Genomic DNA, 23506 nt, shown 5'->3' with positions numbered 1-23506 from the left:
TCGGGAAAACGGCGGCGGGTTACCGTTTCAGATGACGGGTAAGACGCGCTTCGATCCTGTCCCAGACCCGGCGGAGAACCTCCACGATCATGAGATACAGCACGGCAGCCCAGATATAGGCCTGGAAATCGTAGGAGCGCGAATAGGCCCGTCTGGTTTCACCCATCACGTCGTAGATGGTGATGATGGAGGCAATGGCGGAGCCCTTGATCATCAGGATGATTTCGTTTCCATACGGGCGCAATGCGACCATCAGGGCTTGCGGCAGGATGATCTTGAAGAACGTGACCGGTCTTGACAGGCCGAGCGCCTCGGCGCCTTCCCACTGGCCCTTGGGCACGTTCTGTATCGCCCCGCGCAGGATCTCCGCTTGATACGCCGCCGTATTGAGTGAAAACGCGAAAATCACGCAATACCAAGCTTCCCGGAAGAAGCCCCAGAGCCCGACTGCTTCCAGTTCCGGCCGGAACGAGCCGGCGCCGTAGTAGATCAGGAAGGTCTGCGCAAGCAGAGGGGTGCCGCGGAAGAAATAGACAAACGCGTATGCCGGGGCGGAAAAAATCTTCCACCTGGACGCTCTCGCGATCGCGACCGGAAGGCTCAGCAAGGCACCGATGAGGAGCGAGAGACTGACGATCTGCAGCGTAATCACAAAGCCGTTGACGTAATTGGGCCAGTACTTCAGCACAAACGGGCTGGCGATATTGGACCCGAGGTAATGGACCAGCGAGATGCCGGAAACGATCCAGAGCGCCATCAGCACATGCCCGAGGATCCGGGCGTTGGTCCAGCGGCGAGGCCGTGCCGGGGGGCGTTGCATGCCTGTTTCGGGGGCGGCCGCGATCATCGTGGGCTGTCTCCCCGTTTGCTCCAGTGTTCAATCCGGGTGAGACCAGCGGACGAAATCATTGCCAGAACCAGATAGACAAGGCACGCAACCCCGAAAAACAGGAACGGCTCCTTGGTCACGCGCGCGGCTATGCCCGCCTCCCGTACCAGATCGGCCAGTCCGATGACGGAGACCAGGGACGTTTCCTTCACCAGGATCAGCCACAGGTTTCCGAGGGCTGGAAGAGCAAGACGGATCAGTTGCGGCAGAATGATGAGCCGCATTGTCTTGAAGCGCGACATGCCGAGCGCCTTGCCGCCCTCGTACTGGCCTTCCGGGATGCCGCGAAAGGCGGACAGAAAAGCTTCGGACGCATAGGAGGAAAAGACCAGGGCCAGGGCAACCATGCCGGCCACAAAGGAATTCACTTCGAAATAGGCATCGTAGCCGATCAGTTTCAGACCCTGCTGAATTCCGATCTGGACACCGAAATACACCAGGAACAGGGTCAGAAGTTCCGGCAGGCCCCTGAAAATCGTCGTGTAGATGTTGGCCGCGAGCTTGAGGCTCGGCTCGGACGAGTTCTTTGCAAGTGCAATCAGGAATCCAAGGATCAGACCGAAGGGCAAGGTCGCGAGTGCCAGGGACACTGTTACCAGAACGCCGAGCGCGATGGTGTCGCCCCAGCCGCCTTCGCCAAATGACAGCAGCGTCAAAGCTTCGTTCATAAGCCGGCGCGTCTTTCTTGCTTGTTGGAGTTGGTCAGGCTGCCGCTCTGGCCGTTCCGCGGGTCAAATCCCGCGGCAACGGGGTGCGGCACGTCTATGCGCCACACCCGAATTTTGGTCAACGAGGCTCGGTTCAGCCGCCGTAGACGTCGAACGTGAAGTGCTTGTCGTTGATTTCCTTGTACTTGCCGCTCGCCAGGATGCCCTCGATGGCCGTGTTGAACATTTCCTTGAGGTCGCCGTCGTCCTTGCGGATGGCGATCCCGGCGCCTTCGCCGTTGATGACCGGATCCGGGGTCAGGGTGCCCAGCAACTTGCAGCAGGCGCCGTCATCGGTCGCGAGCCAGTCGGACAGGACAACGACATCGTCGATCACGCCGTCGATGCGGCCGCTGGCGACGTCAAGCTTGTACTCGTCCGGGGTCGGATAAAGCTTCAGCTCTGCCGAGCCAAGCTTCTCTTCGGCATAGTTGGAGTGGGTGGTGGAGGACTGTGCACCAAGAGTGACACCCTTGAGATCGGCGTCGGATGTGCCGGCGATCTTGGAATCCTTCGGCACGGCGATTGCCGGCGGGGTGTTGTAGTACTTGTTGGTGAAGTCGACCTTCTGCTTGCGCTCCTCGGTGATCGACATGGACGCGATCACGGCATCGAACTTGCCGGCCTGAAGAGCCGGGATCATGCCGTCCCAGTCCTGGGTGACGAATTCGCACTCGACCTTCATTTCCTCGCAAAGGGCGTTGGCGATATCGATGTCGAAGCCGACCAGTTCACCATCGGCTGTCAGTGAGTTGAAGGGAGGGTAAGCGCCTTCGGTGCCGATGCGCACCTTGGACCAGTCTTTCGCCTCAGCGCCACCCACGACGGCCAGCACTGCAACAGCGGCCGCAGCCATACGCAAAACACGCATATTCAGTTCCCCTAATAGTGACTTCGCGGCGCAAGCGGGTTCTTCCCGCCTTTTTGCCCGAAAGCTCTATTCCATACACTTCAGCCCAGATTTCAAGCATGCCTATGAAAAAAACACTTGGCCATTTCTTCCGCACGGCGATTTTGCCGCAATGTCGCTTGGGAACCCTCGCCGTGTTGTGGAAAATTCCCGCCGTTGTGCATGCCCGCTCAGGCGATTGGCAGAACTTGCGGCCGGGCGGCAGGGGGCGGATATTCGCAAACGCGATGAATGTCATGAACTTCTTGAATTGGAAGCCTGGCGCGCGGCAGCGTAGGAAACAGGACCAGACAAAGCCCTGCACCTTGCCTGCCGCCCGCAAAGGAATACCGCGATGCCCGATCTTGAGCTCTTCATTGGCAACAAGAACTATTCCTCCTGGTCGTTCCGGCCGTGGATAGCGCTGACACACAAACGGATCCCGTTTCGCGAAAATCTGGTTCCCTTCGATTTCGAAGCCGGCAACCCGGATTTCGCGGCATTTTCCCCGAGCCGGAAAGTGCCGGTTCTGAAGGATGGCGACCTGACGGTCTGGGACAGTCTTGCGATCCTGGAATATGCTGCGGAGCTTTTCCCGGAAACCGGCCTCTGGCCGGAATCGGGCGCGGCGCGCGCGACGGCGCGCTCCGTTTCCGCCGAAATGCATTCCGGCTTCGCAGCATTGCGCGAGGCGTGTCCGATGAACATGCGTCGGGAAAGAACCGCGCTTGCCGTCGATGACGCCGTCAAATCTGATATTGCCCGGATTGTCGATATCTGGAGCGACTGCCTGAACGTGTCCGGAGGGCCGTTTCTCTTCGGCGAGTTCACGATCGCAGACGCGATGTATGCCCCGATTGTGAGCCGCTTCGACAGCTACCGGCTCTCAGACGATGCGGTCGCGGGCCGGTACCACGAGACAATGACCGGCACCGCCGCCTGGACGGCCTGGGAGGCGGCAGCGGTCAGGGAGCTGTGGACCATTCAATCCGAAACCGTTTAGGGCGCTGGCAGACCCACGTCGTTCTACCGCATGCCGAAGCTGGAAAAGGGCAGGAAGGTGACCAATTCCCCCTGGGTTACGGAGGTCGCTTCCTCCGGGATTTCCACCAGCCCGTCAGCCTCCCGCAATCCGGTGATCAGGCCGGATCCGTCGCGCATGAACTTGTGCGCTTCCGGTTTGCCATCGGGGCCGGGTTTCAGAAAAGCACGGTAAAATTCCCGTCGGTCCGGTTTCTTGCGGGGAATTTCAAACGCGGCCGGAACCTGAAATGAGTGCGGGGCGAGAAAAGGCCCGCCTCCCAGAACGCTCATGACCGGCCGCGCATAGAGCAGGAAACAGACCATTGCGGCAACGGGGTTGCCCGGCAGTCCCAGGAAAACGCAGTTGCCGATGCTGCCGAACATCATCGGGCGGCCGGGCTTGATGGCCAGTTGCCACATATGCCGTGTTCCCAGACCGTCGAGCGCCCAAAGAACGTGATCCTCTTCGCCCCGGCTGGCGCCACCGGTGGTCAGGATGACGTCGAAGCGGTCGGCGGCCTCCTTGAGTGTTGCCGTCACAAGCGCGCCGTCATCCCTGACGATGCCAAGATCCACGATCTCGACAGGCAGGGTCGCGCACAATGCACGCAGCAGAAAATGGTTGGAATCATAAACGTCGCCGACGGTGATCAGGTCGCCTGGACGGCGCAGCTCGTCTCCCGTCGAGACGAGAGCCACCTTCAGCTTGCGGAAAACGGGGACTTCGGCGCGGCCCGTCGAGGCGATCGCGGCCAGATCCTGAGCGCGCAGGCGCTGCCCGGCGCTCAGGATGGTCGTGCCTTCGGCCACATCCTCGCCGGCCAGCCTGCAATTGGCGCCTTTCCTGAGTCCCTGCGGCACGATAACGAAATCCTGGCCGTCCTGCTGGTGCTGTTCGCAATCCTCCTGCATGGCCACCGTATCCGCTCCCGGCGGCATGACGGCTCCGGTGAAGATCCGGGCCGCGCCCCAGGGCGCGAGGCCGGCACCGCCGGACTGGCCCGCGGCGATTCTCTGCTCAAGGCGAAAGAAGCCGCCCGCTTCGTCGAAATCACCGTGGCGGAAGGCATAGCCGTCGACCGCGGAATTGTCCGCCAGGGGAACATTGCGCGGCGCGGACAGATCTTCGGCCAGAACCCGCTCCAGCGCGGCTTCAAGCCGAACCGTTTCGGCAGTGGCAACGGCCGTCAGCCGGTCCTTCAGGATCGTCAGCGCTTCTTGGTGCCGCAGGCGGTCCTTGTCATGCAGGAAACAGTCGTCAAGGAGCTGTTTGCCCATCATGCGGGAAGCCTTTCAAGACCAAGCCGGACCTGGATGAAGTCCGCCATGGCCGGTACATCGTCCAGATCGAACACCGGCAATGGCTCGCCCGGCAGCGCGTGATCCGCGGCGATCGCAAGAATGTTCGGGTCAAACGGCGCCAGGGGGCCACGATCCCTGGTTTCAAGGCGTCGTGTCTCGATCTTGGGATGGTTTTCCCGCTTGTAGCCTTCGATCAGAACGAGATCGCACGGGGCCAGACGGGCGAGAATGTCCTCAAGGGGCGGTTCTTCCTCGTCCCGCAATTCATGCATCAGGGCCCAGCGGCGGCCGGAAACAAGGGCAACTTCCATGGCGCCCGCTTCCCGGTGGCGGTAACTGTCGGCCCCCGGCTTGTCGATATCGAAATTGTGGTGGGCGTGCTTGACGGTCGACACCCTGAGGCCGCGCCGCGTGAGTTCGGCGACGAGCCGGCTCACGAGTTGGGTCTTGCCGGAGTTCTTCCAGCCGGTGATGCCGAAGACGGGAGTCGTTTTCATCTGGAATGCTGGCTCAATGCGTTTCGGACGGTGGTCAGGTCGTCAGGACTGTTGGCGTTGAAGAACGGATCCAGGCCAGTGGCCGGATCGGTGCCGAAGGCGACCTCTATGCTGTCGTGCCGGTCGACAAAAGCAAGGACCTTGCCGTTCTTTCCTGTCTCCAGCCAGTCTTGCAAGTCGGGCCGCAAGGCCACAGGCCACAGTCCGAAAACCGGGTGCAGCCTGGCCGCGGAGGAAGCCATCGCAACCACCGGTCTGTCCGCCGGGACGGCGGTGCAGAACCGGTCCACGAGGTCTTGCGGAAAAAACGGCGTGTCGCCGGCGATGGAAACCACATGGGTCACGCCGGGCCGGTGCTCCTGTGCATAAGCCAGACCCGCCAGCACACCGGCAAGCGGGCCTGCATGGTCACCGACCGGATCGGCGATCACCGGAAGTTCGAACCGTTCGAACCGCTCCGGATCGCCGTTGGCGTTCAGGACGATATCCGTGAGCTGCGGGGCGAGCCGGGCGAGAATGAGGTCCAGCATCGACTGACCGCCAAGATCCATCAGGCTTTTGTCACCACCGCCCATGCGGCGGGACTGACCGCCCGCCAGAACGCAGCCCAGCATCTTGTCCCGGGTCAATGTCGCGCGTGCTGCCGTCATCGTGCCGGTACACTCCCTTTCCGCCGGTTTCTGTCCGGCTCCTCCTCGGCGTGGCCGGGATCCATGTCGAAATCTATGCGGTCCTGTCCCGCCAGCGTGACGAAACGCTTGCCGCGGGCGCGGCCGATCAGGGTCAGTCCCGCCTGCCGTGCCAGCTCCACGCCCCAGGCCGTGAAGCCGGACCGGGATATCAGAATGGGAATTCCCATCATGACCGTCTTGATGACCATTTCCGAAGTCAGGCGTCCGGTGGTGTAGAAAATCTTGTCATGGGCCGGAATGTCATTGAGCACCATCCATCCGGCGATCTTGTCGACGGCATTGTGGCGGCCGACATCCTCCATGTAGACGAGGGGCCGGTCCTTCTCGCACAGAACGCAGCCATGGATCGCACCTGCTTCCAGATAAAGGGAAGGGGTGGTGTTGATCGTTCTTGTGAGCGCATAGAGCCACGACGTCTTCAGCCGTGCCTCGCGGGACAGCGACACGGTATCGAAGCCCTCCATGACATCGCCGAACACGGTTCCCTGCGCGCAGCCGGAGGTCCGAACCTTCTTCTTGAGTTTTTCCTCGAAGTCGGTTTCCCGCTCGGTGCGCACGATCACCACATCCAGATCGTCGTCGAAGTCGATGTCCGTGATCACGTCGTCATCGGCAAGCATGTTCTGGTTCTTCAGATACCCCACCGCCAAAAGGTCCGGGTGATCCCCGATGGTCATCATTGTGACCACCTCCTGCGAATTCAGGAAGAGGGTCAGTGGCTTCTCGGTCACCACTCTGGTTTCGACGGCGTCCCCGTTCTGGTCGATACCGCTCACCGTGGTCGACAAGCCCGGGACCGACGGATCCGGTTGCAGGATATAAGGGCCTGTCACAGCCGCGCGACTCCATGCTCTGTTGTTTTTCCAACACTATTGGAGGCGATTGCGCCAGGGCAAGAGATTACTTTGCCGCTTCGGTTCGGGAGAGGGCCATCAAGGCACCGCCAGCCGGACGCCGCCGGAAAGCATCGGAAACGCGCCGGACACACCGAAAAAACCGACGCCGGAGGCGGAACCGGGACATGGAGGTCACAGCAAACGCAATAAAAAGATCGCTGCCTCTTTGCAAAGACGTTTGGTGAGCCAGCGGCTCAGATCATGAGCATGTCGTTGGTCAGGCGGCCTTGCTGCAGTTCATTGGCGAAATGGCTGAACGCGAGATAGGCTTCGTCGCGTGTCACGTCGTTCGGGTGGTCGAGCAAGGGCCGCAGAAGCTCGTTTCCGGCAGCGGCCACGCCGTCGGTCAGGTCACGGAAGAACATCAGCGAATTCGGAAACAGCCTGAAATCGGCCGGTTCGTGAATGATGCCCTCGATATCGTGCAGACGGGAATCGTTCATCACGCAATACACGGTCTCGAGCACCGGGCCGGTGCGTCCTTCCAGGATCTGGATGATGTGCTGGTCGACAAGCAGCAGCGCCCCGGTGACGCCGGCCTTCCGGTTGATGCGACGAATTCGCAGCAGTGTCTTGTCGATTTCATCGGGCAGGGGCAGACGCATCTCGTTCCATCTGATCTTGCTTCTGTAGCAGGCTCGATAAAGTTCCATGACGTGTCCCATCCGTTGGCCGATGAATCCAGCCTGCGCTCCAATTCCTCACATTTGCTTAAAATTTGAATCAAATTGGAAGAAGACCGATGAGGGTTACCCATCCGTTGCCAAGATTTGCGGAAACATGTGCTTGAGCGCCCAGGCGGCGTATCAAGAAAATTGTGTAAAACTACGAAGGTTCATCTTTGTGGGGAGAAGGCGTTTGAATCGCAGGTGGCCTCTTGAATAGTCGGACTTTTTTGAGACGGAAATTCTCCGGTGGCGGAATCAGCCCTGCGGTCGTTCAGAAGGGCCGTTCCTCGCCCGACCACTTGAAGAACTTGCCGGTGTCGGCAAGTGTGAGGCGTTCGCCGATCTTCAGAATGCCGGCGGCGACATCGACCGGAGAATTGTCTGCCTGCGGTCCGCCCATATCCGTGCGCACCCAACCCGGATCGACCAGTGCCACCGGAATGTTCTGAGGCTCAAGCTCGGTTGCGAGTCCTTGCATGACCTTGTTGATCGCGGCCTTCGACGCGCGGTAGGCGATCGTGTCCGGTTTTCGGTAGCCCATCCAGGACATCTGGCTGGACACCGTCAGGATGCGGCCGTTTTCAGACCGCTTCAGGGGCGCGAGAAACGCCTGCGACACGGCCAGCGGCGCGAGCGTGTTGACGCTCAGTGTTTCGGCGAAACCGTCGAAATCCATGTCGAGCGGTGTTTGCCGCTTCGGACCGATGATACCCGCATTGTTGATCAGCAGGTCCAGCGGGCCGGGCAGCGGTGCGGCGGCCGCGCGAACGGCGTCGTGATCGGTCACATCGAAGACCAGCGGCCGGAAATCTCCTTCCGGGAACTCGGCTTCAAGGAGCTTCGCCGTGTCCCTTGCCAGGTTTTCACTTCGCACCGATCCGTAAACAGTCCAGCCCCTGGAAAGGGCAGCACGCGCAAGTTCAAGTCCGATGCCGCGATTGGCAGCGGTGACGAGGCAGACGGGCATGTTCAGGTCCTGATGTTCTGAGTGGCGGGACACAGCCGGTGAAGATCGTGCCGGCCACCAGTCCACGGTTTCATGAATGGCAAGAAATGATGTGAGTTGGAGTGGCCCTCGTCAAGGCGCGCAAGCGGAGAATATGCGGCGCATTTTCGGATCTTTCACAACGCGCGTTACAAGAGAGCTCTCGGCCGGGAAAAGGACCGCGCCGGGTCCGCGCTTCCGCCGGCGGGCTTGTATCGGCCATGCATCACTTCTAAGACTGCCTTCAAATGGAAAATCGCATGTGCTTCAGTTTGGCAGCTTGCGGCGGCGATGCGGAGATTTACATTTCGCACAAGCCGATGATCGCGCGTGACGAGGCGGCGGCCGGCGATTTCAACAGGGCGGAATTATGAACGACTCCATCAAGAACGCGGTCATGGACCGGCTCGGACAGATCAAGGGACCCGATCTGGAGGGCGATATTGTTTCCCTGGGACTGGTGTCGGATGTCTTTGTCTCCGACGGCCGTGTGGCTTTTTCCATCACGGTGCCCGCGGAAAGGGCCCAGGAACTTGAGCCGTTGCGCCAGGCCGCCGAGAAGGTCGTGCGGGAAGTGCCCGGTGTCGAAACGGCGATGGTTGCGCTGACGGCCGAGCGTGCGCCCGGAGCCAGGCCCAATGCCGCTCCCAAGGCGCCGCCGCCCGCCCGCGCAGCTCCGGAAGAAAAGGCGCCGGCAAAACCGGGTGTTCCGGGAATCACCCATATCATCGCGGTCGCCTCCGGCAAGGGTGGTGTCGGCAAGTCCACCACCACCGCCAATCTTGCCCTTGCCATGGCCGCCTCCGGCAAGAAGGTCGGCGTACTGGATGCCGATATCTACGGCCCTTCCGTTCCGCGCCTGTTCAACGTTTCAGGCCGTCCGGAAGCGCTTTCCGGCAGGACCTTGAAGCCGCTGGAAGGCTACGGCGTCAAGGTGATGTCGATGGGCTTCATGGTCGAGGAGGAGACGCCCATGATCTGGCGCGGACCCATGGTCATTTCCGCGCTGACACAGATGCTGCGCGAAGTGGCGTGGGGCGAACTGGATGTTCTGGTTGTCGACATGCCGCCGGGCACCGGTGATGCCCAGTTGACAATGGCGCAGCAGGTGCCGCTCGCCGGCGCCGTCATCGTGTCCACCCCCCAGGACCTGGCGCTGATCGATGCGCGCAAGGGGCTCAACATGTTCAAGCGCGTCGACGTGCCCGTGCTCGGCATCGTCGAGAACATGAGCTACTTCCTGTGTCCCGATTGCGGTGGCCGCCACGATATCTTCGGGCATGGCGGGGCCCGCGCCGAGGCGGAACGGCTCAACGTGCCGTTTCTCGGCGAAGTTCCCCTGGCGATGAAGATCAGGGAAACCTCCGATGCGGGAACACCAATCGTCGTCTCCGATCCGGAAGGTCAGGTCGCGGGGATCTACAAGTCGATTGCGGCGAGTGTCCTGGCAGGGATCGAATCCGAACAGTCGGCTGCCGGCCGGTCGGCACCCGACATCGTGTTCGAATAGGCCATTTTTCAGAAATTGCCTCGGCCGTCCGGAGCTGACGGCCGAGGTCTGAGCGCGGCTGAGCGGTCGCCCCGTTTTCACGGGACCGGCTTGCTTGACATCTGTCTGATGCCAACTGCTTAAATGCGCTGCAGCAGCGTGTTCGGCCGCCTTTGATTGCAACCAAAAATTGCGCATTTTTCATTGAATCGCGATAAGTGCCAATCCTAGGCAATCCGCTCAAAGTGCCTTAGCGGAATCTTGAGTCTTCGGGGATTTCGGTCTGCTTCTCACCGGTGAAGCAGGGGAGAGGCCGGTCGCGTCGACCTGAATCTGCGTCGATTTTCCGGCAGGCATCTCCTGGAAAATCCCTTGATGCGAGCAAGGGTGAAATCGGCACTTTCAGATTGATAAAACCCGTGAGGGTCTGTAACAATTGGGCTTTTCACGTCCGGATCACGGGTGCCGTGTATTCTGAGCAATCGAATTCGGTAATTGAATCCTCAAAACGGTAGAGGCTCATTCCACGGCATGATCTCCGGCCGCGCTCAATCAAGTGGTGATGACGCCAAACCATCCCTGGGGGTTCTCGTCGCGATCTCGACGGTGGGGCCGCTGGCGATGCAGATCTATTTGCCGTCGCTTGCCGGCATGATGATCGTGTTTTCTGCAACCGCGGGTGAAATCCAGCTGACGATGTCCGCTTTCTTTGTTGCGGTCGCGGTGTCCCAACTCTTCTGGGGGCCGTTGTCGGACCAGTTCGGGCGTCGGCCCGTGATCATCGCGGGTCTGTCGCTGTTCGTCCTGGGAAGTGTTCTGTGCCTTGTTGCGCCGACCATCGAAACCCTGATTGCAGCGCGGGTGCTGCAGGCTGCGGGCAGTTGCACCGGCATGGTGCTCGGGCGTGCCATCATACGGGATCTTCAAGGGCCCGAACAGGCTGCCAGCATGATCGGCTATGTCACAATGGGCATGGCGGTGATGCCGACGCTCGCGCCTGCGGCCGGTGGCCTGCTTGACCAGGCCTACGGCTGGCAGGGCGGATTTGTGCTGATGCTGGTCTTCGGGATCGGCGTTCTGTGGGCCAGCATCTACTTCCTGCCGGAAACACATCACAAACGCTCCTCGGTGGGAATTGGACAGATCTTGCGGTCCTACGCGGTTCTTTTGACGGAACCCTTGTTCTGGAGCTACGCCCTGACCTCAGCTTTCAGCGCGCTCACCTATTTCGCCTATCTCGGTGGAGCGCCGTTCATCGCCTCGGGTCTGCTGTCGCTGAGTGCTGCGGAAATGGGTTTCTATTTCATGTTCGTCGCACTGGGATACATTGCCGGAAATTACATTTCCGGCCGGTTCGCCGAACGGGTCGGATTGTACCGGATGATGCTGAGCGGCACCTTGATCGGAATGGCGAGTGTCGTGCTGATCACCGGGTTCGCCTATTTCGGAGCGTTGACCGCCCCGAGCCTTTTCCTGCCGATGTTCCTGCTTGGGCTCGGCAATGGCGTGTGCCTGCCGAGTGCGATCTCGGGCGCCGCCAGTGTCCGTCCGGAACTGACCGGAGCCGCATCCGGCCTGACGGCCTCCCTGCAGGTCAGCACGGGAGCGGTCGCAGGCACGCTGGTCGCCTGGCTCTATGCCGACAGTTTTCTGGCCGGCACGCCCTGGGGCATGATCATCGTAATGGCGATCGGGATGAGCCTCAGTCTCGTCGCGGCACTCACCGTTCGCACACATATGGCGCGAGCCAAATTTGTTCCCGCGGAATAAGACGACACAGCGCGCGCGAAAACACCGGTGATTGCGTCAGCCGCCGGTCACGCTCATGTGGCGGGCGACCGCCGGCTGCTTGCTGTTTCTTTCGATCACGAAATCATGGCCCTTGGGTTTGCGGCCGATGGCTTCGTCAATCGCGCTGTTGAGAAGTTCGTTGCCTTCGGACGCCCGCAAGGGCGCGCGCAGGTCCGCCATGTCGTCCTGGCCCAGGCACATGTAGAGCTGGCCGGTGCAGGTGACGCGGACCCGGTTGCAGCTTTCGCAGAAATTGTGGGTCATTGGCGTGATGAGACCGAGCCGCCCGCCGGTTTCCTCGATTGTTACGTAGCGCGCCGGGCCGCCGGTCTTGTAGGGAATGTCCGTCAGCGTGAAACGCTCGGCAAGGCGCGCTCGCACGGTGGATAGCGGCAGGTACTGGTCCGTGCGGTCGCCGTCGATTTCACCAAGTGGCATGGTTTCGATCAAGGTGAGATCGTGACCGTGTTCATGGCACCATTTCAGCATGGGCACGATCTCGTCCTCGTTGACGTCCTTGAGCGCGACCATGTTGACCTTGATCTTCAGTCCGGCTTCGGTCGCGGCACGGATGCCGTCCATGACCTTGCCGAGATCTCCCCAGCGGGTAACCGTCTTGAATTTCTGCGGATCGAGCGTGTCGATGGAAACATTGATCCGGCGGACACCGCAGTCGCGCAATTCGGTTGCAAATCTGGCGAGTTGCGATCCATTGGTGGTCAGCGTCAGTTCCTCGAGCGCACCGCTGTCCAGATGGCGGCCGAGACTGCGGATAAGGCTCATGATGTTCTTGCGCACCAGCGGCTCGCCGCCGGTCAGGCGCAGCTTGCGCACACCCTTGTCGATGAAGGCGGTACACAGGCGATCAAGTTCTTCAAGGCTCAGAACTTCCCGCTTGGGAAGGAAAGTCATGTCCTCGGCCATGCAATAGACACAGCGGAAGTCGCAGCGGTCGGTCACCGAAACGCGCAGATAGCTGACTGCGCGTCCGAACGGATCGATCATGGGCACACCCGGGGAAACAGGCGTGGCGGATGTACCGGCTGCCGCCAGTTCCTTCGCCGCCGGTTCCACTGACTTTGGGTTCGGCACCAGGATCTTGCCTTCAGACACGTTGCGCTCTCCCTACGCGTTTTCTTGTGTCCCGATCATATGGCGCCGATCGGTCCAAGATCAATCGAAACCGGACCTAAAACGCCCGCTCTACGGTAACAGGTTGCAAAATCGATACAAATGAGCCGCGGCATGATCGCACAACGCGGAAATAAGTGGGCGGAACGCAGGCCGGATTGATCCGTTTCCCGCCAGCGGCGTATTGCAGTTGCAACAAAAGCAAGGGGCATCATGTCAACACTGGTCTGGTTCCGTCAGGACCTGCGCATTCAGGACAATCCGGCGCTGTTCGAAGCTGCCAGAAAAGGAGCGGTTCTACCGGTCTTCATTCTGGAACCAGCGGAACACGCGGGGGACACCCACCCGATGGGGGGCGCCAGCCGCTGGTGGCTGCACCACAGTCTGGCTGCATTGAAACAGGTTCTGCCGGAACTCGTTCTGTTGCGCGGCAGCGCCCGCCACCTCATCCCGGAACTGGTCCGGGACTGCGGAATCCGCGCGGTTTACTGGAACCGCTGCTATGAACCCCACGCCATCGAACGCGACACGGACCTCAAGACGGCGCTGACGGATGAGGGGGTTGAAGCCAGAAGCTTCAAGGCTTCCTTGCTGTTTGAGCCCTGGGAACTGGAAACGAAAACCGGTGGTCCCTACAAGGTCTATTCGCCCTTCTGGAAGGCGGCCCTGGACCGTGATGTGCCGGCGCCGCTGCCTGTCCCCGAAGCCCTCGAACCGGTCGTCTGTGACGGTGGTGAGGAACTGGAAAACCTTGACCTTCTGCCCGGCAGACCGAATTGGGCGGCGGGGTGGGAAGACCTCTGGACACCGGGAGAGGCCGGGGCGACAAGGCGGCTGGCGGAGTTCCTGGAGGGAGGGCTGAAGGACTATGGGACATTGCGCAACCGTCCTGATCTGGACAGTGTCTCCAGATTGTCGCCGCATCTCCACTTCGGCGATATTTCACCGCGCCAGATCTGGCAGGCGACGCAGCAGCGCATCGCCGCGGACGGAGCGGAAACAAAGGACGGCATGAAATTTCTGTCCGAGATCGGCTGGCGCGAATTCTCCCACCACCTGCTGTTCCACTATCCCGCGCTGCCCTCGGAAAACTGGCGCCGGACCTTCGACGCCTATCCCTGGCGGGAGGCGCCAGAGGATCTGGTGCGCTGGCAGAAAGGCCTGACAGGGTATCCCATCGTCGATGCAGGCATGCGCGAACTCTGGCACACAGGCTATATGCACAACCGGGTGCGCATGGTTGCGGCAAGCTTTCTGGTCAAGCATCTGCGTCTCCACTGGCATCACGGCGAAAGCTGGTTCCGCGACACGCTGCTCGATGCGGATCTTGCCAACAATTCCGCGGGCTGGCAGTGGGTCGCGGGGTCCGGGGCCGATGCGGCACCGTATTTCCGGATCTTCAACCCCATCACCCAGGGAGAAAAGTTCGACCCCGAGGGAGATTATGTCAGGCGCTGGGTACCGGAACTGACCGATCTGGAGACCCGCTACCTCCATGCGCCCTTCCAGGCGCCGAAAGAAGCCCTGAAGGCGGCCGGCGTGGTTCTGGGGCAAACCTATCCGAAGCCGGTTGTCGATCATGCGCGTGCCCGCCAGGCCGCCCTTGAAGGCTACGAAGCGGTCAGGGCGGCGGGACAAAACGCGGCTTGACGACGGCCGGTGGCGCGGTATCGTCCGCGTCTTCCGCCGGGGTGCAATCGCCCGGTGTGCCTGAAAGGATCTGCCGATGACCGACAAGACCGCGCCCTGGCCGACCGAACTGCGCGTTTCAAAGGACAGGCGAGTGCTGTCCGTTGCGTTCGATTCGGGGGAACGACACGACCTTTCCGCGGAATATCTGCGGGTCTGCTCGCCGTCGGCGGAAGTCAAGGGTCACGCGCCTTCGCAGAAACAGACCGTGCCAGGCAAGCGGCAGGTGGAGATCATGAAAATCGAACCGGTGGGCAACTACGCCGTCCGGATCCATTTCGACGACATGCACAATTCCGGGATCTTTTCCTGGACCTACTTTCTTGAACTCGGCAGGGACAGGCAAACCCATTGGGATGGATATCTCGGTGAACTTGAGCAGAAGGGCCTGAGCCGGGACCGCTGAATTCAGGCCCGGAAGCGCTTGTGGCGCCGCGCATTCAGAATCAGCTATCCTGCACGCGGCTTGACCCGCGCCTTCCCCCTCCACCTGGAGCAGCAGCCGACCTGCAGGGCAGTTTTTTCATGCTTCCGGACCGTGCGTTCGCATAAGGAGGGATTGCGTCATTCGCACGTGGCATGGAGGTCGCACATGAAATTGACAATCTCGATCCACCGATTGAAACGCCGGGCGCGGCAACTGGCACGGCAAAACAGGATGCCGCTCCACCGGGCCCTCGATGAGACCGCCTCCGCTGAAGGCTTCGATAGCTGGAGCCATCTGGCGCGGACCTGGCGCCCGCGCGGACCGGCACGTGTGCTTCTGGATCGCCTTTTGCCGGGTGATCTGCTGGTGCTTGCTGCCAGGCCCGGGCACGGAAAAACGGTCCTCGGCCTGGAGATTGCCGCGGAAGCACCGGCTGCGGGCCGCGCATCGGTGTTCTTTTCCTCGGAGTGCACGGAACGGGACGTGCGCGACAAGCTGGTCGAAAGCGGGTTCGACGCCACGCCGGGCTCCCACGGGCCGCATGTTGATCTCGCCGACAGCCTCTGTGCGCGGCACATCATGACTGAGCTTGCGCAGGCCCGGTCCGGTACGGTCGCGGTGATCGACTATCTTCAGGTCATGGACCAGCGCCGTCACGAACCGCCGCTGGAGCGGCAGGTAAAGGAACTCAAGCAGTTTGCCTGTGCGCGCGGCCTCGCGTTCGTCTTCCTGTCGCAGGTCTGCAGGACCTTTGACCCGCAGGTCAAACCGCTCCCGGATTTTTCCGACGTCAGGATTGCAAATCCGGTGGACCTGTCGGTCTTCACCGGCGGATGTTTCCTTCACGGCGGGGAACTTGCCATGGTTCCAAACGCTCCAGGCTGATCCCAACGGCTATAAACTCGAAAAGCCGGACACGAAGCCCGGCTTTTCGTCAGATTATCAATCGCGTCAGCGCTTGACGACGACCCTCGAGCCAACTGCGACGTTGTTGTAAAGATGAATAACGTCCTTGTTGGCAAGACGGATACAGCCGGAGGAAACGGCCGAACCGATTGTCCACGGTTCGGTTGTTCCATGGATGCGGTAAAGGGTGGAGCCGATATAAAGCGCGCGGGCGCCCATCGGGTTGTTCGGACCGCCCGGCATATGTGCCGGCAGGATACGGCCCTTGCGGCGCTCGCGCACACGCATCTGCGGCGGCGGTGTCCAGCCCGGCCATTCCGCCTTGCGCGTGATGCGGTGCGTACCGGCCCACTGGAAACCTTCCTTGCCGACGCCGACGCCGTATCTCATCGCCTTGCCGTTTGGCAGAATGTGATAGAGGCGGCGCTCGGACGTGTCGATGACGAGAGTGCCCGGCTTGTACGGACCGTCATACTTGACGCGCTTGCGCTTGACCGGAGACGGGCCGCCAGGATGATACTTCGGCGTTACCCAGGTGTTCGTGCTGTGATCGAAAAAGCCGTATCGCGGAGCTGCCTGAGCCGTCAGCGCGAACGCGCTCACGACTAAAGCCACCACGATGAAGAAAATCTTGTTCATTCTAATCCCCCATTCGCACCGGGTCCACTGCCCCACGGGTGCCAGTCACAGGAGTGACGTTACGAAAATGTCCTTGCCGCACTGTTAATAAACATGTCCCAGATCGTTCGCAAAAGGAATTTCACGTTGATGTGAGCAGGCCCCGGAGTGTTCGAATGTGCTGAATTTGCAACGTTTTGCTCGCTTAGTGCTTGAAGAGGTGGGTGACTCACGCTCAGGTTGCTGTAATTGTCTCTCCGAAGGCGCCGAACCCGCCTTTTTCCTCTCCGGCACGCGGCCGGACCAGGGACAAATCCGATTCGCCCCTGACTCCGACCCGGTTCCGGGCAGTATCTGAGGATACGCGCACCCGGTATCGGGCCGGAGCGGGTCGGGAACTCCAGTGCCGGAGACTGGCCTATCCCAGGTTCAGTTCCTTGAAGAAATCATTGCCCTTGTCGTCGACGACGATGAAGGCAGGGAAATCCTCGACCTCGATTTTCCAGATGGCTTCCATGCCGAGTTCCTCGAACTCGACCACCTCGACCTTCTTGATGCAGTCCTGTGCAAGTCGCGCTGCGGGACCGCCGATGGAGCCGAGGTAAAAGCCGCCATGTGCCTGGCAGGCCCTGCGGACCTGGGCGGACCGATTGCCCTTGGCCAGCATCACCATCGAGCCGCCGGCGGCCTGGAACTGGTCCACATAGGCATCCATCCGGCCGGCCGTGGTCGGGCCGAACGAACCCGACGGCATGCCTTCGGGGGTCTTGGCGGGGCCGGCGTAATAGATCGGATGGTTCTTGAAATAGTCGGGCAGGGGCGCGCCGCTCTCCAGCCGGTCGCGCAATTTCGAATGCGCCAGGTCACGGGCGACGATCAGCGGACCTGTGAGGGACAGGCGGGTCTTGATCGGGTGCCGGGTCAGTTCTCCCAGGATTTCGGACATCGGCCGGGTCAGGTCGATCTTGACCACGGTGTCGGACAGGTGTTCGTCGGTGACTTCGGGAAGATATTTTTCCGGATGCATTTCCAGCTGTTCCAGGAACACGCCGTCTTTCGTGATCTTGCCGACGGCCTGACGGTCCGCGGAACAGGACACGGCGAGGCCGATCGGCAGCGACGCGCCGTGCCGCGGCAGCCGGATGACGCGCACATCGTGGCAGAAATACTTGCCGCCGAACTGGGCACCGACGCCGGTGGCCTGGGTCAGCTTGAGAATCTCCTCCTCCATCTCAAGGTCGCGGAAGGCGTGGCCGAGTTCGGAACCTGCCGTCGGCAATCCGTCGAGATAGCGCGCCGAGGCGAGCTTTGCCGTCTTCAGGTTCATCTCCGCCGACGTTCCGCCGATGACAATCGCCAGATGGTAGGGCGGGCAGGCGGCGGTGCCGAGCGTCAGGATCTTTTCCTTCAGGAAATCGATCATGCGGTCATGGGTCAGCAGCGAGGGCGTGCCCTGAAACAGGAAGGTCTTGTTGGCAGAGCCGCCGCCCTTGGCCATGAACAGGAACTTGTAGGCATCTTCGCCGTCCGCGTAGAGTTCGATCTGCGCCGGCATGTTGCTCTTGGTGTTGGCTTCCTCGAACATGGAAATCGGCGCGAGCTGGGAGTAGCGCAGGTTCTTCTTGTAATAGGCATCGCGCGCGCCTTCACCGAGGGCGGCCTCGTCCGAGCCGTCGGTCCACACGCGGCGGCCCTTCTTGCCCATGATGATCGCAGTGCCGGTGTCCTGGCACATGGGCAACACGCCATGGGAGGAAATATTCGCGTTTTTCAGGAGGTCGAAGGCGACGAACTTGTCGTTTTCGGTGGCTTCGGGATCGTCGAGGATTTTCTTCAGCTGCTCCAGATGTCCCGGACGCAGATAGTGGTTGATGTCCTTGAAGGCTTCCTCGGCAAGCAGGCGCAATCCTTCCGGCTCGACCATCAACACTTCTTCGCCGTTGAACTCTGCCGTCTTGACGAAGTCGGAGGTCAGCTTGCGGTACGGGGTCTGGTCCGCGCCTTGCGGAAACAGGGCGCTGTGGTGGTAGTCGGGGGGCGTGACGGGAGCGTTCATGGGACGGCTTTCCTGATCTGGCTGCTTTCCGGACATCGGGGTCGAAAAGCGCTGGAACATTCTGGTGAGGAACTCATACGGTAAAAAGGCCGCGAGCGCCAAGGGGCGCGGCCTGATCAAATGGTCTCACGCAGGAAAGATATCGCATTACCGCGAAGCGGACAGATCCAGCGTCACCGTCACCGCATCGCCCACCGTGTCCGTTCCGACACCGGAACCGAGCTTGTAGGCGAGACGATTGACGGTGGCAGTGCCCCTGGCCCTTGCAGTGTCGCCGTCGATTTCCAGTGAGAAGTCGAGATCGACCGGTTGGGACACGCCCTTGACCGTCAGGGTTCCGCTCGCGCGATAGCTGTTGCCTTCCACCAGTGTGGCACTATTGGCTGTGAACTCGGCTTCCGGAAAGGCGTTCACGTCGAACCAGTCCTTTGCCGGCAGCGTGCCATCGAACTGGGGATTGCCCGTTGAAGCACTCGCGGGACGGATGGTTGCCGTAATCGCGGCCGTTTCAGGGGCGGCCGGGTCGAAATCGATCCTGGCCTGCCACGTGGCAAAGAAACCCTTCACCGTGCCCGTGCCCTGCTTGACCTCGAAGCCCAGCCGGCTCTGGTCCGCATCGACCGTCCAGACATCCGCGGCAGCTGGTGTCGCCGACCAAGCAAACGACATCATCACAAGGGCAGGGAGAGTGTTTTTCAAAAGCATGTCGGGTTTTCCTGAATCGATCTGTTAGAAATCCGCCTTGGCGGGTCCGGTTGAAATCATCCGTTTCAGCGTGTCGTCCCGGGCGATCAGATGGTGCTTGAACGCAGCGGCCGCGTGGACGACGATCAGCGCGATCAGCAGGTAGGCGCCATATTCGTGAAGGTTCTTGAAAAGGGCTTCTGCCTGCTCCTGGCTTCCAAGGGAGGCGGGCACGGGCAGATGCGGGACCGGCAGAACGTTGAAAAGAACCGTCGGGATGCCCCAGGGCGACGCGGAGACCATCAGCCAGCCGGTCAGAGGCAGCGCGAAAATCATGGCATAGAGGCCGATATGTCCCAGGTGCGCACCGATCCTCTCCAGGGGATGCATGCCGGCGGGAAGCTTCGGGGTCGGGTTGAACAGCCGCCAGAGCAACCGCAGGCCGGCAAGGGTGAGAACCACGAAACCGATGGACTTGTGCAACTGGAAGAGCTGAAACGTGGCCGGCTCGGTGAGCGGCAGACCGCGCATGTAGAGCCCCAGTGTCAGCATGCCGAGGATCAGCACGGCCATCGTCCAGTGAAACAGGATTGCCACGAGGCCGTATCCCGATTTGGTGTTGCGCAGCATTGACGGCTCCATGGATGGGACGGAGGCCGCGAGCAAAGGCCTCCGCTTTGGTCAGGATCAGTTGGTCGCGTCGGCCTTCAACGTTTCGGCGTGGAAGGTCACGGTCACTTCATCGCCGACATATGGCACATACATGTCCATTCCGTAGTCGGATCGTTTGATAACGGTGGAAATCGCGAAGCCGGCGGCTTCCTTCTTGGCCATGGGATGTTCGCCGAAGGTCGTGACGGTCACCTGGAGCGTTGCAGGTTTGGTGATGTCCTTGATGGTCAGGTCGCCGGTCACTTCAAGCTGGTTCTCGCCGACCTGCTCGACCTTGGTGCTCTTGAACGCGGCTGTGGGAAAGGCCTCCGCATTGAAGAAATCGGCGCTGAGGAAATGCTTGTCCCTGTCTGCGAAGAACGTGTCGATGCTGGACACGTCGATCGTGAACTCGACGGTGGAATCGGCCGGTGTTTCCTTGTCGATAAGCAAGGTGCCGTCCCATTCGCCGAAGCGGCCATCGGTGGTGGAGTAGCCGAGATGGTTGTAGGAAAACGCCAGGTTGGCGTGGGACTTGTCGAAATCGAACGCGACAGGCTCTGCGACGGCGGTGCCGGCAAGCAGGGACAGGGCGAAGGCGGAAGCTGCGATGCGGATCATTGTCAAACCTCTGGTAGCGGTGTCCGGAGCGTTCTTTCATGAACGCCGTTTCCCCTAGATAATCGAATTCGCGGGGAGTGCTATTTGACTGACTGTTCGTACTGGATGAACAATGTCGGTCCGGCAGACCGGTTTTGATCGAAGAGGCTATCGGTATGAATTTTCATTTCTTTTGAATGTCTTGATTGCCGGATGCATGGACGAATCAGGCCGCGCTCGGCAAACTGGCTTGCTGCTGATCCTGTTTCAGCCGGAACCGCCGTTTTCCCGGGATTTAAACGCATGAATTCATGTGGAAAGTTGCGATGTCATCAAGACATCAAGAAGATCAGGCAAAGCAAGGATAACTTTCCCTTCAACTGTGGCTTGCAAAGGAGCCCGGTAAGCTCCGAATGATAGGTCCGGAGACACAGGAGTATTGAACGTGAAGCAAGCGGTCATTGTCTGTCACAGGGGCGCCAGCAAGATGGCTCCCGAGAACACTCTGGCATCCCTTGAGAAAGCCATCGAGCTTGGCGCCGGTGTTGTCGAACTGGACGTGCGGCCATCGAAGGACGGTGTGCTTTATGTCATGCATGATGTCACGGTGGACCGGACAACGAACGGGACAGGCAGGTTCTCGGACCTGTCGTCCGCCGACATCGATCGGCTGGATGCCGGATCTTGGTTCGGCGCCGCGTTCGAAGGCGAGCGTGTGCCGCGTTTCGACGTGTTTCTGGACAGCTGCAAGGGACGCATCGCGACCTATGTGGAAATCAAGGAAGGCGATCCGGCCGAGGTGCGCGACATGCTGGCCGTGCGCGGCATGCTCGGCGACGCCTGGACGTTTTCCTTCGACCAGTCCATCCGCGCCGAGGCAAGGGCCAAGGTGCCGGATCTTCGGCGCATGGTGCTCTACATGCATGTCGGTTCCGTTGACCGTGCGGTTGCCCAGGATGCCCATATTCTGGAATTCCACGAAGACAACCTGGATCCTGATGCGGTCGCCGCCGCCAGGCGTGCGGGACTGATCACGCAGATGTTCTATGCCGGACAGGACCGGGCGGTGTTCGAAAAGGCCGTGCGCTGTGGTGTCGAGCAGATGAACATCGACGAGGTCGAAATATACAGGTCGGTGGAAAAAGATCTTCTGGCCATCGTCTGACCTGCAAATAATCAGAGTTCGGTTCTTGCCTGTGCCCATGTTCCGGATGTGGCGGCGGGGACAACGCCGACTGAATCCGGACGTGGCTGCGAAGCACCGGGATATGCCTGCAAGGCACATTGTGGGCTTGGCCGGATCGCGTGATCTGCATGGGCGCGCATTACGCAGGGTTTCCTCAACAAGAAGCCTTCGCTGACCCAGATGCAGGAAACGTTGGATTGAAAACTGCGTATGGATTTTGATCGCAAATCGGGCCGGGTGAAGAAACCGGATTTTAGCCGATGAATTTCACCCGAAATTAAACAACAACCAGATAGATTTGTCGCCGTTATCTAACAGGCGACATACGATGGACCATAGTAAAGCAACGTCTCCATGCGTGACGTTAAAGAGAAAAATCGTTCATTTCGTATTAGGTTTCTCTCGATTGGCTCGAACGACCGGGATGCTGGCTGGTATTCTGCTGACGCTCCAGGTTTGTGATGCGCACGCGGCATCCGCCGGCGAATGGGTGGTCAAACGTGTGTCGGGGATCTCCTATTTTGTCGCGCCGAATATTCCGGCCTTTCGGGTAAAAAAGGGCATGGTATTCCACAAAGGCTACACTCTGGGAACACGATCGGGATCGAGAGTGCTCATCGTGCGCGGAACCGATTCCATCGCCGTGGGCCCGAACACCACGTTTGCACTCTCGAAGTACCGAAGCCCTGGAACCACGACCACGCTCTTGCAACGCAAGGGAACCGTCGACGTGGACGTGCAAAAGCGCCGCCGGCCGCATTTTTCCGTCGAGACGCCGTATTTCGCGGCCGTTGTGAAAGGGACCAGGTTCAGGGTGAGCTTGCGAGGCGGGAAAGGCGACGTATCCGTTCAGCGTGGTGTTGTCGGCGTGGCAGACTTTGCCTCCGGTGATACGGTCGATCTGGGCGCGGGGCAAAGCGCATCGAGCGCACCTTCCCGCAAGGTGGGATTGACTGTCGGCGGTCGAACGAAACCGACAGTCCGCCCCGGCAAGAAACGTGCCCCGGTCTTCGAAACACCGCCCGTCCAGAATGTGCCGGCCAGTGATGCGGCTTCTAGCTCGACGAGCAATTCAAGCAATGGTGTCCTCGGCAGCGTTCTTGGCAGCAGCAACAGCAACAGTAATTCCGGCGGCAACAGTAACGCTGGCGGCAACGGCAACGGAAATTCCGGTGGCAATGGCAACGGCAATTCCGGCGGCAACGGCAACGGCAATTCCGGAGGCAACGGCAGCGGCAACTCCGGTGGCAACGGCAACGGCAACTCCGGCGGCAACGGCAACGGCAATTCCGGCGGCAACGGCAACGGCAACTCCGGCGGCAATGGCAACGGCAATTCCGGCGGCAACGGCAACGGCAACTCCGGCGGCAATGGCAACGGCAATTCCGGCGGCAACGGCAACGGCAACTCCGGCGGCAATGGCAACGGCAACTCCGGCGGCAACGGCAACGGCAATTCCGGCGGCAATGGCAATGGCAATTCCGGCGGCAACGGCAACGGCAACTCCGGCGGCAATGGCAACGGCAATTCCGGTGGCAACGGCAACGGCAATTCCGGTGGCAACGGCAACGGCAACTCCGGTGGCAACGGCAACGGCAACTCCGGCGGCAACGGCAACGGCAACGGCGGCGAGTGATGACGGCCAGCGCGTGCCGCCGGCGAACTGAGGGGACGTTCTGAACGGTGCTGTTCAATACTCAAATCGGGCAGAGGGTGTGTAGGTGTTGCGG

23 protein-coding genes are annotated in these 23506 nt (G+C 60.7%); 8 read left to right on the top strand and 15 right to left on the bottom strand.

The genetic code is table 11. The features are described 5' to 3' along the window. Positions 1–19: 19 nt before the first annotated feature. From AC0VX3_RS16920 to AC0VX3_RS16910, 3 genes are all read right to left on the bottom strand, one after another. Positions 20–847 (bottom strand): ABC transporter permease, encoded by an 828-nt coding sequence (locus AC0VX3_RS16920; protein ID WP_475521490.1) that lies wholly within the window; start codon positions 845–847, stop codon positions 20–22. Beyond that, complete coding sequence (locus tag AC0VX3_RS16915) at positions 844–1557, bottom strand: ABC transporter permease (protein WP_342894337.1); 714 nt, start codon at positions 1555–1557, stop codon at positions 844–846. Before AC0VX3_RS16915 ends, AC0VX3_RS16920 begins: the two co-directional genes overlap by 4 nt. Positions 1558–1690: 133 nt before the next feature. Next, a complete protein-coding gene (locus AC0VX3_RS16910; RefSeq protein ID WP_342894338.1) occupies positions 1691–2467 on the bottom strand; it encodes an ABC transporter substrate-binding protein in 777 nt (258 codons plus the stop codon). Between the two features lie 373 nt (positions 2468–2840). Here AC0VX3_RS16910 and AC0VX3_RS16905 point away from each other — a divergent pair, with 373 nt between their 5' ends. Beyond that, positions 2841–3488, top strand: a complete 648-nt coding sequence (locus AC0VX3_RS16905; RefSeq protein ID WP_475521489.1) for a glutathione S-transferase family protein — start codon at positions 2841–2843, stop codon at positions 3486–3488. A 23-nt stretch (positions 3489–3511) separates the two neighbouring features. Here AC0VX3_RS16905 and AC0VX3_RS16900 read toward each other — a convergent pair whose 3' ends face one another. From AC0VX3_RS16900 to AC0VX3_RS16875, 6 genes are all read right to left on the bottom strand, one after another. Beyond that, positions 3512–4789: a molybdopterin molybdotransferase MoeA gene (locus tag AC0VX3_RS16900; protein ID WP_475521488.1), complete on the bottom strand. Its 1278-nt coding sequence runs from the start codon at positions 4787–4789 to the stop codon at positions 3512–3514. Next, on the bottom strand, positions 4786–5307 hold the full coding sequence (gene mobB, locus AC0VX3_RS16895; RefSeq protein ID WP_475521487.1) for a molybdopterin-guanine dinucleotide biosynthesis protein B: 522 nt from the start codon (positions 5305–5307) through the stop codon (positions 4786–4788). Before mobB ends, AC0VX3_RS16900 begins: the two co-directional genes overlap by 4 nt. Beyond that, complete coding sequence (gene mobA / locus AC0VX3_RS16890) at positions 5304–5957, bottom strand: molybdenum cofactor guanylyltransferase MobA (protein ID WP_475521486.1); 654 nt, start codon at positions 5955–5957, stop codon at positions 5304–5306. Before mobA ends, mobB begins: the two co-directional genes overlap by 4 nt. Continuing rightward, positions 5954–6832: a formate dehydrogenase accessory sulfurtransferase FdhD gene (fdhD, locus tag AC0VX3_RS16885; protein ID WP_475521485.1), complete on the bottom strand. Its 879-nt coding sequence runs from the start codon at positions 6830–6832 to the stop codon at positions 5954–5956. The genes mobA and fdhD overlap by 4 nt, the downstream gene beginning before the upstream one ends. A gap of 257 nt (positions 6833–7089) precedes the next feature. Beyond that, positions 7090–7548 (bottom strand): BLUF domain-containing protein, encoded by a 459-nt coding sequence (locus tag AC0VX3_RS16880; RefSeq protein WP_475521484.1) that lies wholly within the window; start codon positions 7546–7548, stop codon positions 7090–7092. A gap of 286 nt (positions 7549–7834) precedes the next feature. After that, the gene (locus AC0VX3_RS16875) at positions 7835–8530 is read right to left on the bottom strand and encodes an SDR family oxidoreductase (RefSeq protein ID WP_475521483.1); all 696 of its coding nucleotides are present in this window, start codon (positions 8528–8530) and stop codon (positions 7835–7837) included. Between the two features lie 388 nt (positions 8531–8918). Here AC0VX3_RS16875 and AC0VX3_RS16870 point away from each other — a divergent pair, with 388 nt between their 5' ends. Together AC0VX3_RS16870 and AC0VX3_RS16865 are read left to right on the top strand one after the other, a co-directional pair. Next, positions 8919–10058: an Mrp/NBP35 family ATP-binding protein gene (locus AC0VX3_RS16870; protein ID WP_475521482.1), complete on the top strand. Its 1140-nt coding sequence runs from the start codon at positions 8919–8921 to the stop codon at positions 10056–10058. Between the two features lie 510 nt (positions 10059–10568). Then, complete coding sequence (locus tag AC0VX3_RS16865) at positions 10569–11807, top strand: multidrug effflux MFS transporter (protein ID WP_475521481.1); 1239 nt, start codon at positions 10569–10571, stop codon at positions 11805–11807. A 36-nt stretch (positions 11808–11843) separates the two neighbouring features. On the opposite strand, the gene moaA is transcribed toward AC0VX3_RS16865, so the two are convergent. Continuing rightward, positions 11844–12839 carry a GTP 3',8-cyclase MoaA gene (gene moaA / locus AC0VX3_RS16860; RefSeq protein ID WP_475525195.1) on the bottom strand — a complete coding sequence of 332 codons (996 nt, stop codon included), beginning with the start codon at positions 12837–12839 and terminating at the stop codon, positions 11844–11846. Between the two features lie 333 nt (positions 12840–13172). Here moaA and AC0VX3_RS16855 point away from each other — a divergent pair, with 333 nt between their 5' ends. From AC0VX3_RS16855 to AC0VX3_RS16845, 3 genes are all read left to right on the top strand, one after another. Further along, positions 13173–14609, top strand: a complete 1437-nt coding sequence (locus AC0VX3_RS16855; protein ID WP_475521480.1) for a cryptochrome/photolyase family protein — start codon at positions 13173–13175, stop codon at positions 14607–14609. Positions 14610–14685: 76 nt separating this feature from the next. Then, positions 14686–15054 carry a gamma-butyrobetaine hydroxylase family protein gene (locus tag AC0VX3_RS16850; RefSeq protein WP_348143062.1) on the top strand — a complete coding sequence of 123 codons (369 nt, stop codon included), beginning with the start codon at positions 14686–14688 and terminating at the stop codon, positions 15052–15054. 186 nt (positions 15055–15240) lie between these two features. Continuing rightward, a complete protein-coding gene (locus AC0VX3_RS16845; protein WP_475521479.1) occupies positions 15241–15960 on the top strand; it encodes a DNA helicase in 720 nt (239 codons plus the stop codon). A gap of 66 nt (positions 15961–16026) precedes the next feature. Here AC0VX3_RS16845 and AC0VX3_RS16840 read toward each other — a convergent pair whose 3' ends face one another. The 5 genes from AC0VX3_RS16840 to AC0VX3_RS16820 form a co-directional block, all read right to left on the bottom strand. Continuing rightward, positions 16027–16620, bottom strand: a complete 594-nt coding sequence (locus tag AC0VX3_RS16840; protein WP_475521478.1) for a L,D-transpeptidase — start codon at positions 16618–16620, stop codon at positions 16027–16029. Positions 16621–17017: 397 nt separating this feature from the next. Then, entirely contained in the window at positions 17018–18655 is a 1638-nt protein-coding gene (locus tag AC0VX3_RS16835; protein ID WP_342894352.1) for a fumarate hydratase, read from the bottom strand. Between the two features lie 147 nt (positions 18656–18802). Beyond that, positions 18803–19360: a YceI family protein gene (locus AC0VX3_RS16830; RefSeq protein ID WP_475521477.1), complete on the bottom strand. Its 558-nt coding sequence runs from the start codon at positions 19358–19360 to the stop codon at positions 18803–18805. Positions 19361–19384: 24 nt separating this feature from the next. Continuing rightward, the gene (locus AC0VX3_RS16825) at positions 19385–19969 is read right to left on the bottom strand and encodes a cytochrome b (RefSeq protein WP_348143048.1); all 585 of its coding nucleotides are present in this window, start codon (positions 19967–19969) and stop codon (positions 19385–19387) included. Positions 19970–20026: 57 nt separating this feature from the next. Beyond that, on the bottom strand, positions 20027–20611 hold the full coding sequence (locus AC0VX3_RS16820; RefSeq protein ID WP_475521476.1) for a YceI family protein: 585 nt from the start codon (positions 20609–20611) through the stop codon (positions 20027–20029). Between the two features lie 424 nt (positions 20612–21035). Here AC0VX3_RS16820 and AC0VX3_RS16815 point away from each other — a divergent pair, with 424 nt between their 5' ends. Both AC0VX3_RS16815 and AC0VX3_RS16810 read left to right on the top strand, forming a co-directional pair. Continuing rightward, on the top strand, positions 21036–21755 hold the full coding sequence (locus AC0VX3_RS16815) for a glycerophosphodiester phosphodiesterase family protein (RefSeq protein WP_475521475.1): 720 nt from the start codon (positions 21036–21038) through the stop codon (positions 21753–21755). 445 nt (positions 21756–22200) lie between these two features. Continuing rightward, the gene (locus AC0VX3_RS16810; protein ID WP_475521474.1) at positions 22201–23412 is read left to right on the top strand and encodes a FecR domain-containing protein; all 1212 of its coding nucleotides are present in this window, start codon (positions 22201–22203) and stop codon (positions 23410–23412) included. Positions 23413–23506: the final 94 nt, after the last annotated feature.

Source organism: Roseibium sp. QJM3NY_11 (assembly GCF_056173175.1).
This window is presented reverse-complemented; position numbering and strand designations above follow the sequence as displayed.

Coding starts and splice junctions, on each gene's coding strand:
- AC0VX3_RS16920 (WP_475521490.1), bottom strand. CDS start 847: ATGATCGCGGCCGCCCCCGAAACAGGCATGCAACGCCCCCCGGCACGG.
- AC0VX3_RS16915 (WP_342894337.1), bottom strand. CDS start 1,557: ATGAACGAAGCTTTGACGCTGCTGTCATTTGGCGAAGGCGGCTGGGGC.
- AC0VX3_RS16910 (WP_342894338.1), bottom strand. CDS start 2,467: ATGCGTGTTTTGCGTATGGCTGCGGCCGCTGTTGCAGTGCTGGCCGTC.
- AC0VX3_RS16905 (WP_475521489.1), top strand. CDS start 2,841: ATGCCCGATCTTGAGCTCTTCATTGGCAACAAGAACTATTCCTCCTGG.
- AC0VX3_RS16900 (WP_475521488.1), bottom strand. CDS start 4,789: ATGATGGGCAAACAGCTCCTTGACGACTGTTTCCTGCATGACAAGGAC.
- mobB (WP_475521487.1), bottom strand. CDS start 5,307: ATGAAAACGACTCCCGTCTTCGGCATCACCGGCTGGAAGAACTCCGGC.
- mobA (WP_475521486.1), bottom strand. CDS start 5,957: ATGACGGCAGCACGCGCGACATTGACCCGGGACAAGATGCTGGGCTGC.
- AC0VX3_RS16880 (WP_475521484.1), bottom strand. CDS start 7,548: ATGGAACTTTATCGAGCCTGCTACAGAAGCAAGATCAGATGGAACGAG.
- AC0VX3_RS16875 (WP_475521483.1), bottom strand. CDS start 8,530: ATGCCCGTCTGCCTCGTCACCGCTGCCAATCGCGGCATCGGACTTGAA.
- AC0VX3_RS16870 (WP_475521482.1), top strand. CDS start 8,919: ATGAACGACTCCATCAAGAACGCGGTCATGGACCGGCTCGGACAGATC.
- AC0VX3_RS16865 (WP_475521481.1), top strand. CDS start 10,569: ATGATCTCCGGCCGCGCTCAATCAAGTGGTGATGACGCCAAACCATCC.
- AC0VX3_RS16855 (WP_475521480.1), top strand. CDS start 13,173: ATGTCAACACTGGTCTGGTTCCGTCAGGACCTGCGCATTCAGGACAAT.
- AC0VX3_RS16850 (WP_348143062.1), top strand. CDS start 14,686: ATGACCGACAAGACCGCGCCCTGGCCGACCGAACTGCGCGTTTCAAAG.
- AC0VX3_RS16845 (WP_475521479.1), top strand. CDS start 15,241: ATGAAATTGACAATCTCGATCCACCGATTGAAACGCCGGGCGCGGCAA.
- AC0VX3_RS16840 (WP_475521478.1), bottom strand. CDS start 16,620: ATGAACAAGATTTTCTTCATCGTGGTGGCTTTAGTCGTGAGCGCGTTC.
- AC0VX3_RS16835 (WP_342894352.1), bottom strand. CDS start 18,655: ATGAACGCTCCCGTCACGCCCCCCGACTACCACCACAGCGCCCTGTTT.
- AC0VX3_RS16830 (WP_475521477.1), bottom strand. CDS start 19,360: ATGCTTTTGAAAAACACTCTCCCTGCCCTTGTGATGATGTCGTTTGCT.
- AC0VX3_RS16825 (WP_348143048.1), bottom strand. CDS start 19,969: ATGCTGCGCAACACCAAATCGGGATACGGCCTCGTGGCAATCCTGTTT.
- AC0VX3_RS16820 (WP_475521476.1), bottom strand. CDS start 20,611: ATGATCCGCATCGCAGCTTCCGCCTTCGCCCTGTCCCTGCTTGCCGGC.
- AC0VX3_RS16810 (WP_475521474.1), top strand. CDS start 22,201: ATGCTGGCTGGTATTCTGCTGACGCTCCAGGTTTGTGATGCGCACGCG.